A 15,663-nucleotide genomic window follows, 5' to 3' on the forward strand; every position below is an offset into this window, starting at 1 on the left:
AAAAGAAAAGGGGACAGTGCCTTTGATGAAATTTGTAGTTTTAGCTATTCTTACTTTGTTTTTGATTCCATGGACAAGAAGTAGTAGTAAGCTTCGAGCAGTGGATAAGAAGGGAGATAAGAAGGTTGTAAAGGGTAAGAAATCATCTATTTTAGTTATTCCTGTTTTATTTTGGATAGGTATTGCAATCTATGAATACTTTTGGCTAATTGATGATCGGGTAGACTCGATTCTTACTCATTATTCTGTTGCAGTAGCAATTTTAATTGGGCTTGTTTTATTTTCACAAGATCAAATAGGGAAATTAGAAGGCACATTAAAAGGACTTCTAATGTTTATTTTACTCGCAAGTTACGGCTACTTTGGTTATTTGCATGATATAGTAATCTCGCAAAAGAAATATGATTCTGTTGTTAAGGTAGAGAAAGATATTTCAGAGCCATTTACTGAAAATGACCAGCCGTTTACAGTGCCGCCAAAGACAGCGGAGAATAAGATGAAAAAAGTATTTGGTGATATTCCAAAAGTAGCTTATTTTGAGCTAGGAGAATTAACGCCACAAATGGTAAACGGCGAGGCTTTATATGTAGCGCCGATTGAAGTTTCAGGATTTTTTAAAGCGCGTAAAGCTGAGACAATTCCAGGGTATGTAACGATGTCAGGTACGAATCCTGATGCGGAAGCGAAACTGCACCTCGGTTATAAAATGAAATATGTGCCAAGCATGTTTTTTGGTAATAATTTAGAGCGTGTGGTAAGGCAAGCAGAACCAAATTTAATCTTTAAAGGAAAACCTAAATTTGAGGTTGATGATAAAGGAAAACCATATTATACAATGACGTATGGTGAATTTATTTCAGGAAGATCTGGATTTGAGGTAGAAGGTGTTGTCTTAGTAGATGCACAAACAGGTGAAGTGAAAAGATATGATAAAGGAAAGGCACCTAAATTTGTTGATGGTGTATTAAATCATGAGACTGCATCTACGTTAAATACGTACTTTGGTAAATATATTCACGGATTTTGGAATACGAAATTCTCACAAACAGATATGAAAATTCCGACTGAGTGGGGAACGAAAGAAGGCGTGACCCCGATCTTTGGTAAAGATGGAACACTGTATTATTTTACAGACTTTACTTCTCCAAAAGAAGGAGTAGATTCAGCCCTAGGCTATTCATTAGTAGATGCACGCACAGGCAAGCTATATTACTATAATGGAAAAGAAGTAAAGGGGATTATGGATGGTTCAGCAGCTACAGAAGTAGTAGATAATTCCTTTAAGAGAGAGAAATGGCATGGGACAATGCCTGTCATTTATAACGTATACGGTAAACCAGCTTGGATTATTCCGGTTGTTGATGACGGAGGCCTAGTACGTGCACATACAGTTGTATATGCTGCTAATGCAAAAATATTTGCGACAGGTTCTTCGCAGAAAGAAGCGCTTGAGAATTATAAAAACGTAATGAGCGGTAATGGTGATACATTTAGACCAACCTCAACAGGAAAAGAAGCGCAAAAAGAAGGTATTGTACAACGTGTATATAAAGAAAAATCAGGTGAAAATACAATCGTGTACGTACTTTTAGAGAATGAACAAAAGGTATTTATGATACCGGTGAAGAAATTCCCATATGCTATGTTTACAGAAGTAGGAGACCCAATTCAAATTACATATTTAGATACGGGAGAGATGATGTCCTCAGTATCTAAATTTACGAATAGCAATGTGAAAAAGTAAAGCGATAGAATTTCTATCGCTTTTTTTACATTATGAAAGAGGAAAATGCGCTGTACTTGACGTATGTTTATGATGTAACTATAATTGTTACGATTCAGTTTGTATAGGAAAGGGTGAATTGAAAAGTGAATGAAGTTAATCACGAAATATATAAACCTGTAAAGGCAAACAGGTTATGGATGATTCTTGTATTAGGAACACTTACGGCGATTGGGCCATTATCTATTGATATGTATTTGCCTTCATTACCGAAGTTAACGGATGACTTGCAAACAGGTGCATCCCTCGCGCAGCTTACATTAACAGCTTGTTTGCTTGGGCTGTCAGTAGGACAATTATTTGTTGGCTCAATTAGTGATATTTACGGAAGACGCAAACCTCTTATTATTGCTCTTATTATTTATGTTGCTTCTTCTTTACTTTGTGCTGTTGCGCCATCTATTTGGACATTAGTGTTATTGCGCTTCCTACAAGGAGCTTCAGGATCAGCCGGGATTGTTATATCACGTGCGATGGTACGTGATATGTATTCAGGTTCTGAAATGACGAAGTTTTTCTCACTGCTTATGTTAGTAAACGGAGCAGCACCTATTTTGGCACCGATTATTGGGGGGCAATTATTACAGTTTACAACGTGGCGCGGTGTTTTCATCGTTCTTGGAGCAATTAGCGTATTCATGTTAATCTCAGCTATTTTTGTATTACGTGAAACATTACCTCCTGAAGAAAGAGAAACAGGTGGTTTGTCAGGGACTTTGGCGACGTACGGAAAATTGTTAAAGGACCGTCTGTTTATGGGATATGCATTGTCACAAGGATTAGTAACAGCGGCAATGTTTGCATACATTTCGGGCTCACCATTTGTGTTGCAGAACATATACGGAGCATCACCACAGCAGTTTAGTTTATTCTTTGCAATCAACGGTATCGGTATTATTATTGCTAGTCAGGTTACGGGTCGTTTAGCGGGGAAAGTGAATGAGAAGACATTATTTGTCTCTGGTATCATTATTGCAGCTGTTGGTGGTTTATCTTTACTACTGACAATCTTACTAGGAATAGGGTTAATTGGTGTTTTATGCTCGTTATTCCTTGTCGTATCAAGTGTTGGGGTTGTCTCAACAACTGGGTTCTCATTAGCGATGAGAAATCAAAAACAAGCTGCAGGAACAGCATCAGCTTTATTAGGTTTATTACAGTTCATTTCAGGAGCACTTGTTGCACCGCTAGTAGGTATTGGTGGAAGTAATACAGCATTACCGATGGGTGTTGTAATAGCTCTTTGTGAAGTTGGTGCGGTACTATGCTATTTATTTATGGCTAGAAGAAGTGAAAAGCAGTTTGAACTGCAAGCAAGACAAAATTTAGAGGCTTAACAAAAAAGAACTGATTCAAAGGGAATATTTGAATCAGTTCTTTTTTCATTTCTTTGAAATACCTCATATAGTTTTGTAAGGTGCTGTAGTAAAGCAGTGCAAAAGTTATTTGTATAAAGTGACGATACTGTGACAAACATGTTGGTATATATATTACGATGTCGTCTTAAGTGTAAAAAGTAGGGCGTTCTCGGTATAATAACAAGTGGAGATAAAAGAAACTATAATGAGTAGTAGCTGTAGATAAAAGGAGAAGAAGAGATGAAGAAGGTTTTGGGTATTGCTGTAATGGGAAGTATGATCCTTCTAGCAGGATGTAATGGAAATAAGGATACGAAAGAACCGAAAGAAAAGGTAGAGCAATCTACAGAACAAACAGAAGAAATGAAAGAATACCGTGCAGTACATGAAAAATACGATTTGAAAATGAATAAAGAAATTAATAACGCACTGCAGTTATTTGAAGTGGCAAAAGAAAAGGGCGGTAAGGAAATAACGACTGCTACATATAAAGAAGATGTGCAAAAGGTAACAACGAGCATGTTAGAAGATATTGATCATATACGAAAAGAAATTCGTGTTCCGAAGTCGAAAGAGCAAGAACATGAGGTATATGTCGGTTTCTTGAATGAATCGGAACAAGCAATGAAAAAATTACAGAAGTTAGCGAAAGAAGAAGATTCATCGTTGATTCGTGATATAGAAATTAATTTTGCAACAGCATCGACATACTATAAACGTTTTCAAGCAGAAACGAAAAAATAACCTTGCCTATGCAAGGTTATTTTTTCTTCTTGCTATCTCCATCTTCATCCTCGGATACTAATATCTTCTGTTCTTCGTGAAATTCGGAAATAGTTTGCCCGGTAATATTATCGAAAGGGGTATAAAAAGAAGTGATACTTTTCTTTTTGATGAAGAGTTTGTAGAAGCCGATGATGACAAGTATAACGATTGTTAAGGGTAATCCTATAGTAGCTAGAAGTAAGGGGTCCATCTTATAACTCCTTTCATATCTTTTTTTATTATAAGCGAAATACGATATAGATAAATAAAAGTATTAAAAACTGATTTTTCTAAATATATCCAATTTGATTGACTTTTCATTTTTTCAGAATTATAATTCGAAATATACAATTTGAACCAAATAATAATATAGCAATTTACTTATCCAGAGAGGTAGAGGGACTGGCCCTATGACACCTCAGCAGCGGGTTCTGTAATAGGAACACCGTGCTAATTCCAGCAAGCAAGTCTTGAAAGATAAGTGATGGGCCTTTGTTTATTAAGCCTTGATCTTATTTTTTAAGATCAAGGCTTTTTGTATTCTAAAAAGAGAAAAGGGAGTAATGGAAAAAGTACGTTTATAAAACTAAGTAAATATATGTGTTTAGGGGGTTATTGGGGTGTATGTAATTAAAAAATTATCAGTTATGGTGTTCACGCTATGGGTTATTACGACGGTGACATTTCTAATTATGCATATTATTCCGGGGGATCCATTTTCATCAGATGCAAAAATCTTTCCTGAAGAAGTGATCCAAAACATGAGAGCGAAGTATCACCTTGATGAACCGTTATGGAATCAATATGTTGCTTATTTAGACGGCGTAGTTCATTTTGATTTTGGTGAATCTGTTCAATCAACCGGGCAAGGTGTATCAGAAATTATAACAACTGGTTTTGGTCCATCAGCAATTATTGGTTTACAAGCACTTATTATTTCATTGCTAGTCGGAATTGCTGCAGGTACATTTGCTGCTCTCTATCATGGGAAGGTAATTGATTACGGTGTAAGTTTACTTGCCATCCTCGGTATTTCTATTCCGAGCTTTATTTTAGCACCACTATTTATACAAGTATTGGCTATTCAATTCGAGCTCTTACCAGCAGCTTCTTGGGGTACATTTGAACATACGGTATTGCCATCCTTTGCATTAGCGTTAGGACCAATCGCAGTGATTACAAGATTTGTTCGCTCTAATATGATCGAAGTACTGCAGAGTGATTATATTAAGTTAGCGAGAGCGAAAGGTATACCGATTAAGAAGATTATTATAAGACATGCTCTTCGAAATGCAATTGTTCCGGTACTTACATTTGTTGGACCATTAATGGCGGGACTTTTAACAGGTACTTTCGTTATTGAAAAGATTTTTTCAATTCCTGGTCTCGGAAAATATTTTGTAGATAGTATTTTTAATCGAGATTATCCAGTGATTATGGGAACAACCATTTTTTATAGTGCACTTTTAATTGTATGTATTTTTATTACAGATATTATTCATCGTATTGTTGATCCACGTATTCGTTCTATTACGTAAGGAGGGGGATGTTTAGATGGGAGCTTATGAAATTAATGACCAGTTATTAACAAATGAAGAGAAGAAAGAATTAACGATAAATAAAGATCAGCAAAAGATTAGCCGAAAGAAAGAAGTGTTTCGTAAGTTTGTATCGAATCCAATCGCAGTTTTAGGATCAGTGACGTTATTACTCATTATTGTTTTCTCACTTGTTGGTGAAAGTTTAACGCCATTTACTGCGAGTGAACAAGTAAAAGAGGCAACAAACTTACCACCTAGTAGTGAGCATTGGTTCGGAACAGATGATTTGGGAAGAGATATATGGGCACGTACTTGGGCTGGCGGGAAAATTTCATTAACAGTTGGATTAGTGGCAGCTGCTCTTGATATAGGACTTGGTGTGCTAATCGGAGGATTTAGTGGATATGTGAGAGGGCGCAATCGCCTTGGGACATTAATTGATGAGTGGATTATACGAGGAATCGAAGTGTTATACGGTATCCCGTATTTATTAATTGTTATTTTACTATTAATTGTTATGAAACCAGGTCTTTTTACCATTATCATCGCCCTTGCATTAACAGGATGGATTGGTATGGCACGTCTCGTTAGGGCGCAAGTCTTATCTTTAAAACAAAGAGAGTTTGTTATTGCAGCGGAGCGATTAGGTACATCCCATATGAAAATTATATACGGGCATTTAATTCCGAACTTAACGGGCATTATTATCGTAAATTTATCATTTACAATTCCCGCAGCTATTTTCTCAGAATCATTTTTAAGCTTTATCGGACTAGGAGTGCAATCACCGGCAGCAAGCTGGGGGACGATGACGAATGATGCACTTGGGACATTATTGAGTGGAGAATGGTGGCAGCTATTCTTCCCAGCAATCATGATTGCGCTCATTATGTTCGCATTTAATGCGATTGGTGATGGTTTACAAGATGCAATTGATCCAAAAATCGTAAAACGGAATCGAAAGGAGAAAAAACATGGGACAGCTCTTATCTTTAGAAAACGTAACGTTAGCCGTTGAAAAAGAGAATAGTAACCAAGCAATTGTGAAGCATGTTTCCTTTTCTATTAGCGAAGGTGAAATAGTTGCACTTGTAGGAGAAAGTGGTTCAGGGAAAAGTGTTACAGCACAATCTATTATCGGCTTAAATCAAGAATCAATTCATATTGATGATGGAAATATATCTTTTGAATCAAAGGAATTAACGAATCTACAAGAATCAGAATGGAATCAAATTCGAGGGAAAGATATGTCGTTTATCTTTCAAGACCCACTTTCATCTTTAAATCCGACGATGAAGGTGGGAAGGCAAATTACAGAGGTGATTTTGCAACACGAAAAGAAATCGAAAAAAGAAGCAAAAGAAATTGCGATTAACTTATTAAATGATTTAGGGATACATGAAGCAGAGAAACGCTTTGAACAGTACCCACATCAATTAAGCGGAGGCATGAGGCAACGTATTTGTTTAGCAATCGCATTTGCCTGCCACCCCAAACTCGTTATTGCGGATGAACCTACGACAGCATTAGATGTAACAATTCAAAAGCAAATTATGGAGTTATTAAAGGAAAGAAAGGAAAAGCAAAATACGAGTATTTTACTAATTACGCACGATTTAGCACTTGTACGTGAAGTAGCGGATCGAGTAGTTGTGATGTATGGAGGACGTGTTGTTGAAAAAGGAACGATAGAGGAAGTGATAGGTTCCCCTAAACATCCATACACAAAAAGCTTATTACAAGCAATTCCGAATATGGATGATTCTGAAAAAGTATTACGTGCAATAGAAGGGACGACACCTTCCATTGAGACGTTAAATAGCTTTGGTTGTCCTTTTGTAAATCGTTGTCCAGTAGCGATAAAAGAATGTATTCATCGTTTCCCAGAGAGAACAACATATTCCAAGGAGCATAGTTCACATTGCTGGCAACATGTTCTGGAGCATAATAAAGCGAAAGCAAAAGAGAAGGTGAATGCCTCATGACGACAGATTTAATTACTGTAAAGCAAGTAACGAAAACGTATGGAAGTAAAAATAAAGAAATCGCAGCGTTAAAAGACATATCACTTTCTATCCCGAAAGGAACAACGCTTGGCATTATTGGAGAAAGTGGTTCAGGAAAAACAACACTTGGTAAGCTCATAGCTGGGATTGAGAGCCCAACGTCTGGTGAAATTGATTATAACGGTCAAGTCGTTCACAAGTTGAAGGCAACTCATAAACGTGATTTCTTACAGAAAGTACAGTTTATTTTTCAAGATTCCACAGCAGCATTAAATCCGCGCTGGAAAGTACGCGATAGCGTAACGGAAGGCTATATTTCATTTGGTTTAGGTGATAAAGGATTGAAAGATAAAGTAGCAGGTGATGCGCTAGAGCGTGTTGGGTTAGATAGACGATATATTGATCGCTATCCGCACGAATTTAGCGGAGGACAACGTCAACGAATTGCTATTGCAAGAGCGTTATTGTGTGAGCCGGAAGTATTAATTCTTGATGAACCAATTTCGGCATTAGATGTTTCGCTTCAAATCCAAATTGTGCACTTGCTGCAAAAAATTCAAAAGGAACAAGGTTATACATATTTATTTATCGCGCACGATTTACCGATGGTTCACTATTTATGTGAAAAAGTAGCTGTCTTATACAAAGGAGAACTTGTTGAATTTGGAAATACGGACGAAGTATTCCGTAATCCACAACATTCTTATACAAAAACACTATTGGCATCAACACCAAAAATTTCAGGTTAAAGGAGAATGTAGGATGAAGAAGTTTTTACTGTTTGTCATTATGACTGTTTTAGCAATTACTTCTGTCGCTTGCGGTAAGAAAGAGACGCAAAAGGCGAGTGCTGGTAAGGGAGAAGGAGATCGATTAGTAACGAATATTGGTAGCGATCCATATACACTTGATTCCGCTATTGCGACAGATAGTACTTCAGGTTATGTAATTGGACATTTATTCTCAAGCTTATATACGCAAGATAGTGATGGAAAATATCAAAATGAATTAGCAGAGAAAGAAGAAGTAAATGCTGATGGAACTGAGTATACAATTCATTTAAAGAAAGATATTAAATGGTCAGATGGTTCTCCTATTACAGCAAATGATTTTGAATTTGCATGGAAGCGATTATTAAATCCGAAAACGGGTTCTATGAATGCGACAGAAATGTATTTTATTAAAGGGGCAGAGGCATACAATACTGGAAAAGGTGAAGAAGGACAAGTTGGTATTCAAGTTGTTGATCCTCAAACATTAAAGGTAACACTTGAGCACCCAGTGTCTTCCATTAAACAAAAATTAGCAAGCTCATTATTCATTCCATTATCAAAAAAATCAATTGATGATAATAATAAATTAAAAACAGATCCAAAAGAGTTAATTACGAACGGACCATTCACATTAAAAGAATGGAAGCATAATCAGGCTATTACGGTACAAAAAAATAAAGAATACTATGATAAAAAGGTAACATTAAAAGAAATTGAGTTTCGTATTATTCCAGATTCTAAAACAGCGTACCAATTATACAAATCAAAAGAATTAGATTTACTAAGTAGTTTACCGCAAGAAATGATTGAGAAAGAAAAAGGAAATAAAGAATATAAACGTGTTGCAGGATTTTCATCTTATATTTATTCGTTTAACGTAGAAAAAGAGCCGTTCACAAATGCGAAAGTACGTAAAGCATTCTCATTAGCAGTTGATCGTAAGTTTATTGTTGAAAAACTGTATAAAAACAATGCACAAGAAGCAAATGCATTCGTTCCAGAAGGAGCAAAAACACAAAGTGGGCGTGATTTCCGTAAAGAAAAAGGTGGTTACGTTAAATTTGATCCAGCAGAAGCGAAAAAATTATTAGAAGAAGGTATGAAAGAACAAGGCTGGTCTACATTACCTGAAGTAACATTAAAATTCACTACAGATACACAACATAAAAAAGTAGCAGAAGCAATGCAAGAAATGTTTAAGAAAAATCTTGGCGTAGATATTAAATTAGAAAATAAAGAGTGGAAGAGTTACATCGACACATATAAGCAAAGTGATTTCCAATTAGCTTATATGGGATGGGGCGGTTCTCTATTAGACCCAATTACTAAATTAGATTTATATGCAGGTGATGGTCCAAACAATTATGCAAAATGGCATAATAAAGAATTTGATGCTTTAGTGAAGGAAGCAGAAGTAGAACAAAATGAAGATAAGCGTTTTGATTTATTGCATAAAGCGGAAGATATTATGTTTACAGATTCACCATTAATTCCAATTATATTCCCGTCGGATTCCTATTTACAAAAACAAACGGTATCTGGACTTCAATATTATGTTGGATCTAAACCAGATTTAAGATATGCAAAAATAAAGAAGTAGGCAACCGCCTACTTCTTTATTTTATTTCTCTTTTATATTCTTTTTTCGTTCCATCAGAGAAGACAACTTCTAAATCGAATTTTTGATAGTCTTTATCAAGTTTGAACACGTTCACTACTTGATCGATTACTTCTTGGTCAGGAGTATCTTTATCAAATTTTAATTCTTGTAGAAGTGGGCTTAATTTTGTGATAGCCTCGTCTCCTGTTAATTTTACATCTGCTTTATGATCTTCAATTTTTGCTTCCATTTTCTTGTCAGCTGCTACATTTTTATAGTCTGCTTCGTAGTCTTTCTTTGTATCTTGGTAGTCTGCCTTTAAATCGAATTCATTGAAGTTTAGTTTTAAATCTGCAGGAGCCTCATTTTTTGCTTCTTCAGTCGTCTTTTTATTAGAAGTTGTGTCTTCTTTGGCAGGAGCTTTACATCCTGTTAATGCAGGTACTAGCATAAGAGCTAATAAAACTGATAGTAGAATTCTCATTATAAATTCCTCCTTATGTAAATTCGTTCTATACAAGTTTTTCCCAAAAACATGTAATTATGTATGTGTTGAAAATAAATTATTATCCTGCAGTCACAAGGACTAATCCGCAATTTAAATCAAAAACGATTTGTATGTATATGGTAAATTGAAGTTGTGAGGGAGGGGCTAAAATGCATGAAGAATATAAAGAGATAATAAAAAAATCAATTGAATATATAGAGAATCACTTACATGAGGAGCTTACAACAGAAAGAGTGGCATCCCACAGTGCAGTATCGATGTACCATTTTCATCGCATCTTTCAAAGATATGTTGGGATGAGTGTAACAGATTATATTCGAAAGAGAAGGTTAACTCATGCTGCGCAAGTTTTAGTGTCAACGGAGAGAGCTGTTATTGATATTGCAGTGCAATACGGTTTTTCCTCACAAGAGGCATTTACGAGAGCTTTTAAAAGAATGTTTCAATTACCACCAAAGAAATATCGAAAGTACTTTCAGTCATTTTATATAGAAAGAGAGGGTGTTTCAATGCAAAAAGGTATACCGAAAGGATGGATCTTAAGTGGAAGTCATCCTGCTGAATATGAGATGGGTTTAGATTATGAAGTTGTCCATCAAGGAAAAGTATCTGCATACATAAAAGCAAAAGAGAATGTTACGCATGGAGGATTTTCAACATTAATGCAAATGTTCCGAGCGGATAAATATGTAGGGAAGAGATTACGTTTTACAGCATTTATTAAGAGTGAAAATGTAAGAGATTGGGCAGGATTGTGGATGCGAGTAGATGGAAAAGATACAGAACCGCTCGCTATGGATAATATGCAAAATCGCCCCATTAAAAATACGAATAACTGGCAATCGTACTCGGTTGTATTAGATATAAAAGAAGAAGCACTTGGTATTGCATTTGGTGTTTTATTATCAGGAGAAGGTTGTGTGTGGCTAGATAGTATTCGATTTGATGAAGTAGATGAAAAAATCCCTTCAACAGATTTGGCAGAGAACTTTTATGAAACACTTTTAGAAGATCCGGTGAATCTACAGTTTGAAGAAGTAGAAAAATAAAAACAAGGAGAAAAGATATGCTCAAATATGTAAAACTAATAAGTATTAGTTTAGTAATATCGTCTTGTATTATGGGAATTAATTATTTAGTTAGCTATCTTTGGTCAGGGCATATACCTTCTTTGACGTGGAGAACATATTTGATGTTTGTGTTTATATTTATGATGAGTTTTGGTTCAATGCAAAAAGAAGGAAAAGAGGATTATTGACAATAGTCTTTTTCGCCTTTCTTTCATTAACACAAATGGTTGTAACTGTGCCACATGAAATGCTTTCTAAAACATATCAAACAATTAGTGAATTATTTCCTGCAACATATGCAGCGAATGGCTATTATACAATAATATTTGGAGGAGTTAGTTTAGAGAGAAATATTATTTCATTATTAGTTATTGTATTGGTTACACAATCAGTAGCAGTGATGACTTTAGCTATAAAAGGAATGGTAAAGGGAAGAAGAAGCTCTGTAGTTAAAGAAGTATAAAATAAAAAGGTATCCTCGGTGGGATACCTTTTTATTAGCACTTATTATTTTGTAACTTCTGTCCACTTGTAGTTAAACTCACCACCGAAGTCAGTTGTTACAAGTCCTTTAATGAAAGAGCGTTGTAAGTAAGAACGGCCTTGTTGGTATAAAGGAGCGACAGCGCCGTCTTGTAATAGAATTTTTTCAGCTTGCTTCATTGCTTCAAAGCGTGCTTTTTCATCGCCAGCTAAATCTGTTTTCACTTTATGAATTAGCTCATCGTACTCTTTGTTAGAGTATTTATCGAAGTTATAAGCACTATCTGTTGTAAATAAATCTAAGAATGTAATTGGATCAGCGAAGTCAGGGCCCCAGCCGTCAATACCAATTTCATAGTCACCACTTAATAGTAGTTTTAGCTGTTGTTTACGTGGTTGTGGTTTTAAATTCACTTTTAATCCATCTAGGTTCTTTTCTAATTCACCTTTTAAATATTCACCAGTCTTTTTAGCTAAAGCGTTGTCACTTGTTAATAGTTCGATTGTTACTTTGTCAGTACCAAGTTCTTGTTTTGCTTTTTTCCAGTTTTCTTTCGCTGTTTTCACATCATCCTTGACTAGATTTCCATTTTCTTTACGGAAGTCATTGCCTTCTGGGCTCTTTGCAAATTTCGCAGGAACCATTCCTTCAGCTGGAACAGCGCCGTTATTTAAGATTGTTTCTACGTAAGCTTTTTTATTCATTGCGCCGTTAATAGCAAGGCGTGCATGTTGATTTTTTAATGTTTCATTTTTCTGATTTAATCGTAAGAATTGAATACCGACTTCAGCGCGTTCTTTGAAGTTTGGATCGCTCTTATATTTATCAACAAACTCTGCAGTTAAAGCAACACGATCAATTTGTCCTGAATCATATAAGTTCACTTCTGTAGACTTATCTTTAACGACATTGAAGTTGATTTCTTCTAATTTTACAGTTTTAGCATCCCAATAGTTAGGATTTTTCTTCAATTGGAAGCTTTGTTCATGTTTCCAGTTATCTAATGTGAAAGCACCGTTATAAATTAAATGATTTGTTTCTAAACCATATTTATCGCCTTGAGACTTTAAGTACTCTTCATTAATTGGTAAGAATGTTGAGAATGTAGTTAAGCTTAAGAAGTAGGGAACAGGACGGTCTAGTTGTACTTCTAACGTTTTATCATCAACAGCTTTGACCCCTAGTTGATCAATTGGCAATTGTTTTTGGTTTATTTGTTTCGCATTCTTTATATCGAAGAATAAGAATGCGTATTCAGCTGCTGTATCAGGATTTACGGCACGTTGCCAAGCGAAGGCAAAGTCCTTTGCTGTAACAGGAGTACCGTTTGACCATTTTGAATCACGGAGATGGAATGTATATTTTGTTTTATCGGGACTAATGTCAACCGACTCAGCGACACCAGGAACCGGTTTATTATCTTCTCCCATTGCATATAGCCCTTCAAAAACATTACGCATTACGTTCATGGATTCCCCATCCGTTGCTTTTGCAACATCCATTGTTGGAATTTCTGAAGCGAATGATAAGTTAATTGCCTGTTTATCAGGTGCTTTATCGTTTGCTTTCGCTCCGCTTGCATTATCTTTATTTCCCCCGCAAGCAGTTAGTAATAGACTTGCCCCTAAAACAGATGCAACAACAGGTACAACTTTTTTCTTCATTGTTCGTTCCTCCCTAAATGTGTTGTTCGTAACGTCATAATGTCCGTGTCTTGAAGTAGCTATAGAAGGAGATAAAACCTATTATAAATATTTGTTTATAGGTAATCAGGTGTTCTATATGTATATACATGTCGAACTATAATCTATCGTTATATGTTTCAACGTAGTAGACATTATATTTTGATGGTGAAATATTTTGTTTCTTTGATTATTTAGAATATTAACGCTGAAAAGAACTATATGTCAATAATAAAAATAGATTGTTAATTTCTCAGAATAATATATTAAAAAAGCAGATTCTCATGTGTGAGAGAACCTATTTTTAATATATTTTGCTAAAAAAACAATTGGTGTGGGCTAATAATAAGTGGGGATGAAGAAACCCCCACTTATTAAAGTTTCACTTTATTTTTCAATTTTTGCCCACTTGAAGTTTAATTGACCTGCAAAGTCTACTTGCACAATTCCTTTCACATAAGAACGTTCTAAATAAGATTCGCCTTTTTGGTAAAGAGGAGCGATAACAGAGTCTTTAAATAATATTTTCTCGGATGCTAGTAATGCTTCCCAGCGAGCTTTTTCATCACCAGCTAAAGTTGTTTTCACTTTTGCTATTGTTTCATCGAATTCCTTATTAGAGTAATGATCTAAGTTATAAGGGTTATTCGTTGTAAATAGCTCAAGGAATGTAATTGGATCCGCAAAGTCAGGGCTCCAGCCATCAATTCCGATTTCGTAGTCACCTTTTAATAAAAGCGAAACTTGTTGCTTACGCGGCTGAGGTTTTATATTTACTGTTAATCCATCTAGATTCTTTTCTAGTTGTCCTTTTAAGAATTCACCAGTTTTCTTATCAAGGTCAGCATCACTCGTTAATAATTCTAATGTTATCTTTTCAGAACCAAGCTCTTGTTTAGCTTTTTTCCATAACTCTTGTGCAGATTTTGTATCAACTTTTGTTAAATCGCCGTTTGCAGTACGGAAGTCTTTTCCTTCAGGTCCTTTTGCAAAGTTTTTTGGAACGAGACCAAATGTTGGTGTAGAGCCATCATTTAATAACGTATTTACAAAGGATTTTCTATCAATTGTTTGATCAATTGCTTGGCGTGCAGAAACGTTTTGAAGTACTTTGTTTTGTTGATTCATACGTAAAAATTGTACGCCTACGTTTGGACGTTCTTTAAAGTTAGCATCCTTTTTATATTTATCGACGAAGTCAGATGTTAGTTTTATACGATCTAATTGTTTTGACTCGAATAAATTTACTTCTGTTGATTTTTCTTTTACGACATTAAAATTGATTTCTTCTAGTTTGACAGTATCTTTATCCCAATAGGTAGGGTTCTTCTTAAATTTAAAGCTTTGTTCGTGCTTCCAATCGCTTAGTGTAAAAGCTCCATTGTACAAGATTGTATTATCTTCTAAAGCGTACTTATCACCTTGTACTTTAAAGAATTCCTCATTAATTGGTAGAAATGTTGGGAACGCTGTTAAGCTAATAAAATAAGGAACAGGACGCTCTAATTCTACCTCAAACGTATGGTCATCAACTGCTTTTACACCAAGTTGGTCGGCTGGAAGTTCTTTGTTGTTAATTTTTGTTGCGTTTTTAATATCAAAGAATAAAAATGCATATTCAGAGGCTGTTGCTGGATCTACGGCACGTTGCCAAGCGAACACAAAATCTTTAGCTGTAACAGGAGTGCCGTTTGACCATTTTGAATCTCGCAAATGGAATGTGTATTTCGTTTTATCGCCACTTACTTCATGAGATTTTGCAACACCAGGAACAGGTTTGTTACCTTCACCAAGATTATACAAACCTTCAAATACGTTTCTCATTACTTGACCAGAATCAGTATCTGTAGCACGAGCCGTATCCATTGTTCGTATTTCAGTAGGTGAAGATAAGTTTAAAACCTGTTTACTAGGTGCCTCGTCTTTTGCATTTGCTCCGCTTGCTTCGTTTTTATAACTACCGCAACCAGTTAATAAAATACTTACTCCTACAACTGATGCAATACCGGGTACAAACTTCTTTTTCATTTGATTTTCCTCCTAAATAATTAAGTTTGGATGATGATGAGGGAAATGAAAAATAAAAAATCCCT

General features: G+C 35.5%; 15 protein-coding genes and 1 riboswitch. Of the genes, 11 read left to right on the top strand and 4 right to left on the bottom strand.

Going from position 1 to position 15,663, the window contains the following annotated elements; translation table 11 throughout:
• Positions 1–25: 25 nt before the first annotated feature.
• The 3 genes from ACX9TM_RS01085 to ACX9TM_RS01095 all read left to right on the top strand — a co-directional run bounded on the left by ACX9TM_RS01085 (position 26) and on the right by ACX9TM_RS01095 (position 3,885).
• Positions 26–1,744: a DUF3981 domain-containing protein gene (locus ACX9TM_RS01085; protein WP_065382032.1), complete on the top strand. Its 1,719-nt coding sequence runs from the start codon at positions 26–28 to the stop codon at positions 1,742–1,744.
• Positions 1,745–1,869: 125 nt separating this feature from the next.
• A complete protein-coding gene (locus ACX9TM_RS01090; RefSeq protein WP_001006738.1) occupies positions 1,870–3,120 on the top strand; it encodes a multidrug effflux MFS transporter in 1,251 nt (416 codons plus the stop codon).
• A gap of 261 nt (positions 3,121–3,381) precedes the next feature.
• Positions 3,382–3,885, top strand: a complete 504-nt coding sequence (locus ACX9TM_RS01095) for a hypothetical protein (protein ID WP_000756528.1) — start codon at positions 3,382–3,384, stop codon at positions 3,883–3,885.
• Positions 3,886–3,901: 16 nt separating this feature from the next.
• On the opposite strand, the gene ACX9TM_RS01100 is transcribed toward ACX9TM_RS01095, so the two are convergent.
• Positions 3,902–4,117, bottom strand: a complete 216-nt coding sequence (locus tag ACX9TM_RS01100; protein WP_065382033.1) for a DUF3951 domain-containing protein — start codon at positions 4,115–4,117, stop codon at positions 3,902–3,904.
• Between the two features lie 167 nt (positions 4,118–4,284).
• A riboswitch (SAM riboswitch) is annotated at positions 4,285–4,390 on the top strand.
• Positions 4,391–4,526: 136 nt separating this feature from the next.
• Here ACX9TM_RS01100 and ACX9TM_RS01105 point away from each other — a divergent pair.
• Genes ACX9TM_RS01105 through ACX9TM_RS01125 form a run of 5 tightly spaced genes read left to right on the top strand, consistent with a single transcriptional unit; the run spans position 4,527 to position 9,826 of the window.
• Positions 4,527–5,444: an ABC transporter permease gene (locus tag ACX9TM_RS01105; RefSeq protein WP_000289312.1), complete on the top strand. Its 918-nt coding sequence runs from the start codon at positions 4,527–4,529 to the stop codon at positions 5,442–5,444.
• A gap of 16 nt (positions 5,445–5,460) precedes the next feature.
• Positions 5,461–6,465 carry an ABC transporter permease gene (locus ACX9TM_RS01110; RefSeq protein ID WP_000501525.1) on the top strand — a complete coding sequence of 335 codons (1,005 nt, stop codon included), beginning with the start codon at positions 5,461–5,463 and terminating at the stop codon, positions 6,463–6,465.
• Positions 6,422–7,432, top strand: a complete 1,011-nt coding sequence (locus tag ACX9TM_RS01115) for an ABC transporter ATP-binding protein (RefSeq protein ID WP_000531265.1) — start codon at positions 6,422–6,424, stop codon at positions 7,430–7,432. The genes ACX9TM_RS01110 and ACX9TM_RS01115 overlap by 44 nt, the downstream gene beginning before the upstream one ends.
• Positions 7,429–8,202, top strand: a complete 774-nt coding sequence (locus ACX9TM_RS01120; protein WP_000205673.1) for an ABC transporter ATP-binding protein — start codon at positions 7,429–7,431, stop codon at positions 8,200–8,202. The genes ACX9TM_RS01115 and ACX9TM_RS01120 overlap by 4 nt, the downstream gene beginning before the upstream one ends.
• Before the next feature lie 13 nt (positions 8,203–8,215).
• Complete coding sequence (locus ACX9TM_RS01125) at positions 8,216–9,826, top strand: peptide ABC transporter substrate-binding protein (RefSeq protein ID WP_025690493.1); 1,611 nt, start codon at positions 8,216–8,218, stop codon at positions 9,824–9,826.
• Positions 9,827–9,842: 16 nt separating this feature from the next.
• On the opposite strand, the gene ACX9TM_RS01130 is transcribed toward ACX9TM_RS01125, so the two are convergent.
• The gene (locus tag ACX9TM_RS01130) at positions 9,843–10,310 is read right to left on the bottom strand and encodes a YusW family protein (protein ID WP_001221552.1); all 468 of its coding nucleotides are present in this window, start codon (positions 10,308–10,310) and stop codon (positions 9,843–9,845) included.
• Positions 10,311–10,483: 173 nt separating this feature from the next.
• Between ACX9TM_RS01130 and ACX9TM_RS01135 the strand changes: the two genes are divergently transcribed.
• The 3 genes from ACX9TM_RS01135 to ACX9TM_RS01145 are packed head-to-tail and all read left to right on the top strand — an operon-like array spanning position 10,484 to position 11,867.
• The gene (locus tag ACX9TM_RS01135; protein ID WP_000544202.1) at positions 10,484–11,383 is read left to right on the top strand and encodes a helix-turn-helix transcriptional regulator; all 900 of its coding nucleotides are present in this window, start codon (positions 10,484–10,486) and stop codon (positions 11,381–11,383) included.
• Positions 11,384–11,400: 17 nt separating this feature from the next.
• Positions 11,401–11,592, top strand: coding sequence for a hypothetical protein (locus ACX9TM_RS01140; protein WP_000922547.1), 192 nt, complete (start codon positions 11,401–11,403; stop codon positions 11,590–11,592).
• Positions 11,589–11,867, top strand: coding sequence for a hypothetical protein (locus ACX9TM_RS01145; protein WP_000156944.1), 279 nt, complete (start codon positions 11,589–11,591; stop codon positions 11,865–11,867). The genes ACX9TM_RS01140 and ACX9TM_RS01145 overlap by 4 nt, the downstream gene beginning before the upstream one ends.
• A gap of 44 nt (positions 11,868–11,911) precedes the next feature.
• On the opposite strand, the gene ACX9TM_RS01150 is transcribed toward ACX9TM_RS01145, so the two are convergent.
• Both ACX9TM_RS01150 and ACX9TM_RS01155 read right to left on the bottom strand, forming a co-directional pair.
• Positions 11,912–13,552 carry a peptide ABC transporter substrate-binding protein gene (locus ACX9TM_RS01150; RefSeq protein ID WP_065382034.1) on the bottom strand — a complete coding sequence of 547 codons (1,641 nt, stop codon included), beginning with the start codon at positions 13,550–13,552 and terminating at the stop codon, positions 11,912–11,914.
• Between the two features lie 405 nt (positions 13,553–13,957).
• Positions 13,958–15,598: a peptide ABC transporter substrate-binding protein gene (locus ACX9TM_RS01155; RefSeq protein WP_000726482.1), complete on the bottom strand. Its 1,641-nt coding sequence runs from the start codon at positions 15,596–15,598 to the stop codon at positions 13,958–13,960.
• Positions 15,599–15,663 lie beyond the last annotated feature (65 nt).

The sequence above is a fragment of the Bacillus sp. LH1 genome, assembly GCF_057924895.1.

Excerpts from the sequence above, each read along its gene's own strand:
- ACX9TM_RS01085 (WP_065382032.1), top strand. The coding sequence starts at position 26 with ATGAAATTTGTAGTTTTAGCTATTCTTACTTTGTTTTTGATTCCATGG.
- ACX9TM_RS01095 (WP_000756528.1), top strand. The coding sequence starts at position 3,382 with ATGAAGAAGGTTTTGGGTATTGCTGTAATGGGAAGTATGATCCTTCTA.
- ACX9TM_RS01100 (WP_065382033.1), bottom strand. The coding sequence starts at position 4,117 with ATGGACCCCTTACTTCTAGCTACTATAGGATTACCCTTAACAATCGTT.
- ACX9TM_RS01110 (WP_000501525.1), top strand. The coding sequence starts at position 5,461 with ATGGGAGCTTATGAAATTAATGACCAGTTATTAACAAATGAAGAGAAG.
- ACX9TM_RS01115 (WP_000531265.1), top strand. The coding sequence starts at position 6,422 with ATGGGACAGCTCTTATCTTTAGAAAACGTAACGTTAGCCGTTGAAAAA.
- ACX9TM_RS01120 (WP_000205673.1), top strand. The coding sequence starts at position 7,429 with ATGACGACAGATTTAATTACTGTAAAGCAAGTAACGAAAACGTATGGA.
- ACX9TM_RS01125 (WP_025690493.1), top strand. The coding sequence starts at position 8,216 with ATGAAGAAGTTTTTACTGTTTGTCATTATGACTGTTTTAGCAATTACT.
- ACX9TM_RS01130 (WP_001221552.1), bottom strand. The coding sequence starts at position 10,310 with ATGAGAATTCTACTATCAGTTTTATTAGCTCTTATGCTAGTACCTGCA.
- ACX9TM_RS01135 (WP_000544202.1), top strand. The coding sequence starts at position 10,484 with ATGCATGAAGAATATAAAGAGATAATAAAAAAATCAATTGAATATATA.
- ACX9TM_RS01140 (WP_000922547.1), top strand. The coding sequence starts at position 11,401 with ATGCTCAAATATGTAAAACTAATAAGTATTAGTTTAGTAATATCGTCT.
- ACX9TM_RS01150 (WP_065382034.1), bottom strand. The coding sequence starts at position 13,552 with ATGAAGAAAAAAGTTGTACCTGTTGTTGCATCTGTTTTAGGGGCAAGT.
- ACX9TM_RS01155 (WP_000726482.1), bottom strand. The coding sequence starts at position 15,598 with ATGAAAAAGAAGTTTGTACCCGGTATTGCATCAGTTGTAGGAGTAAGT.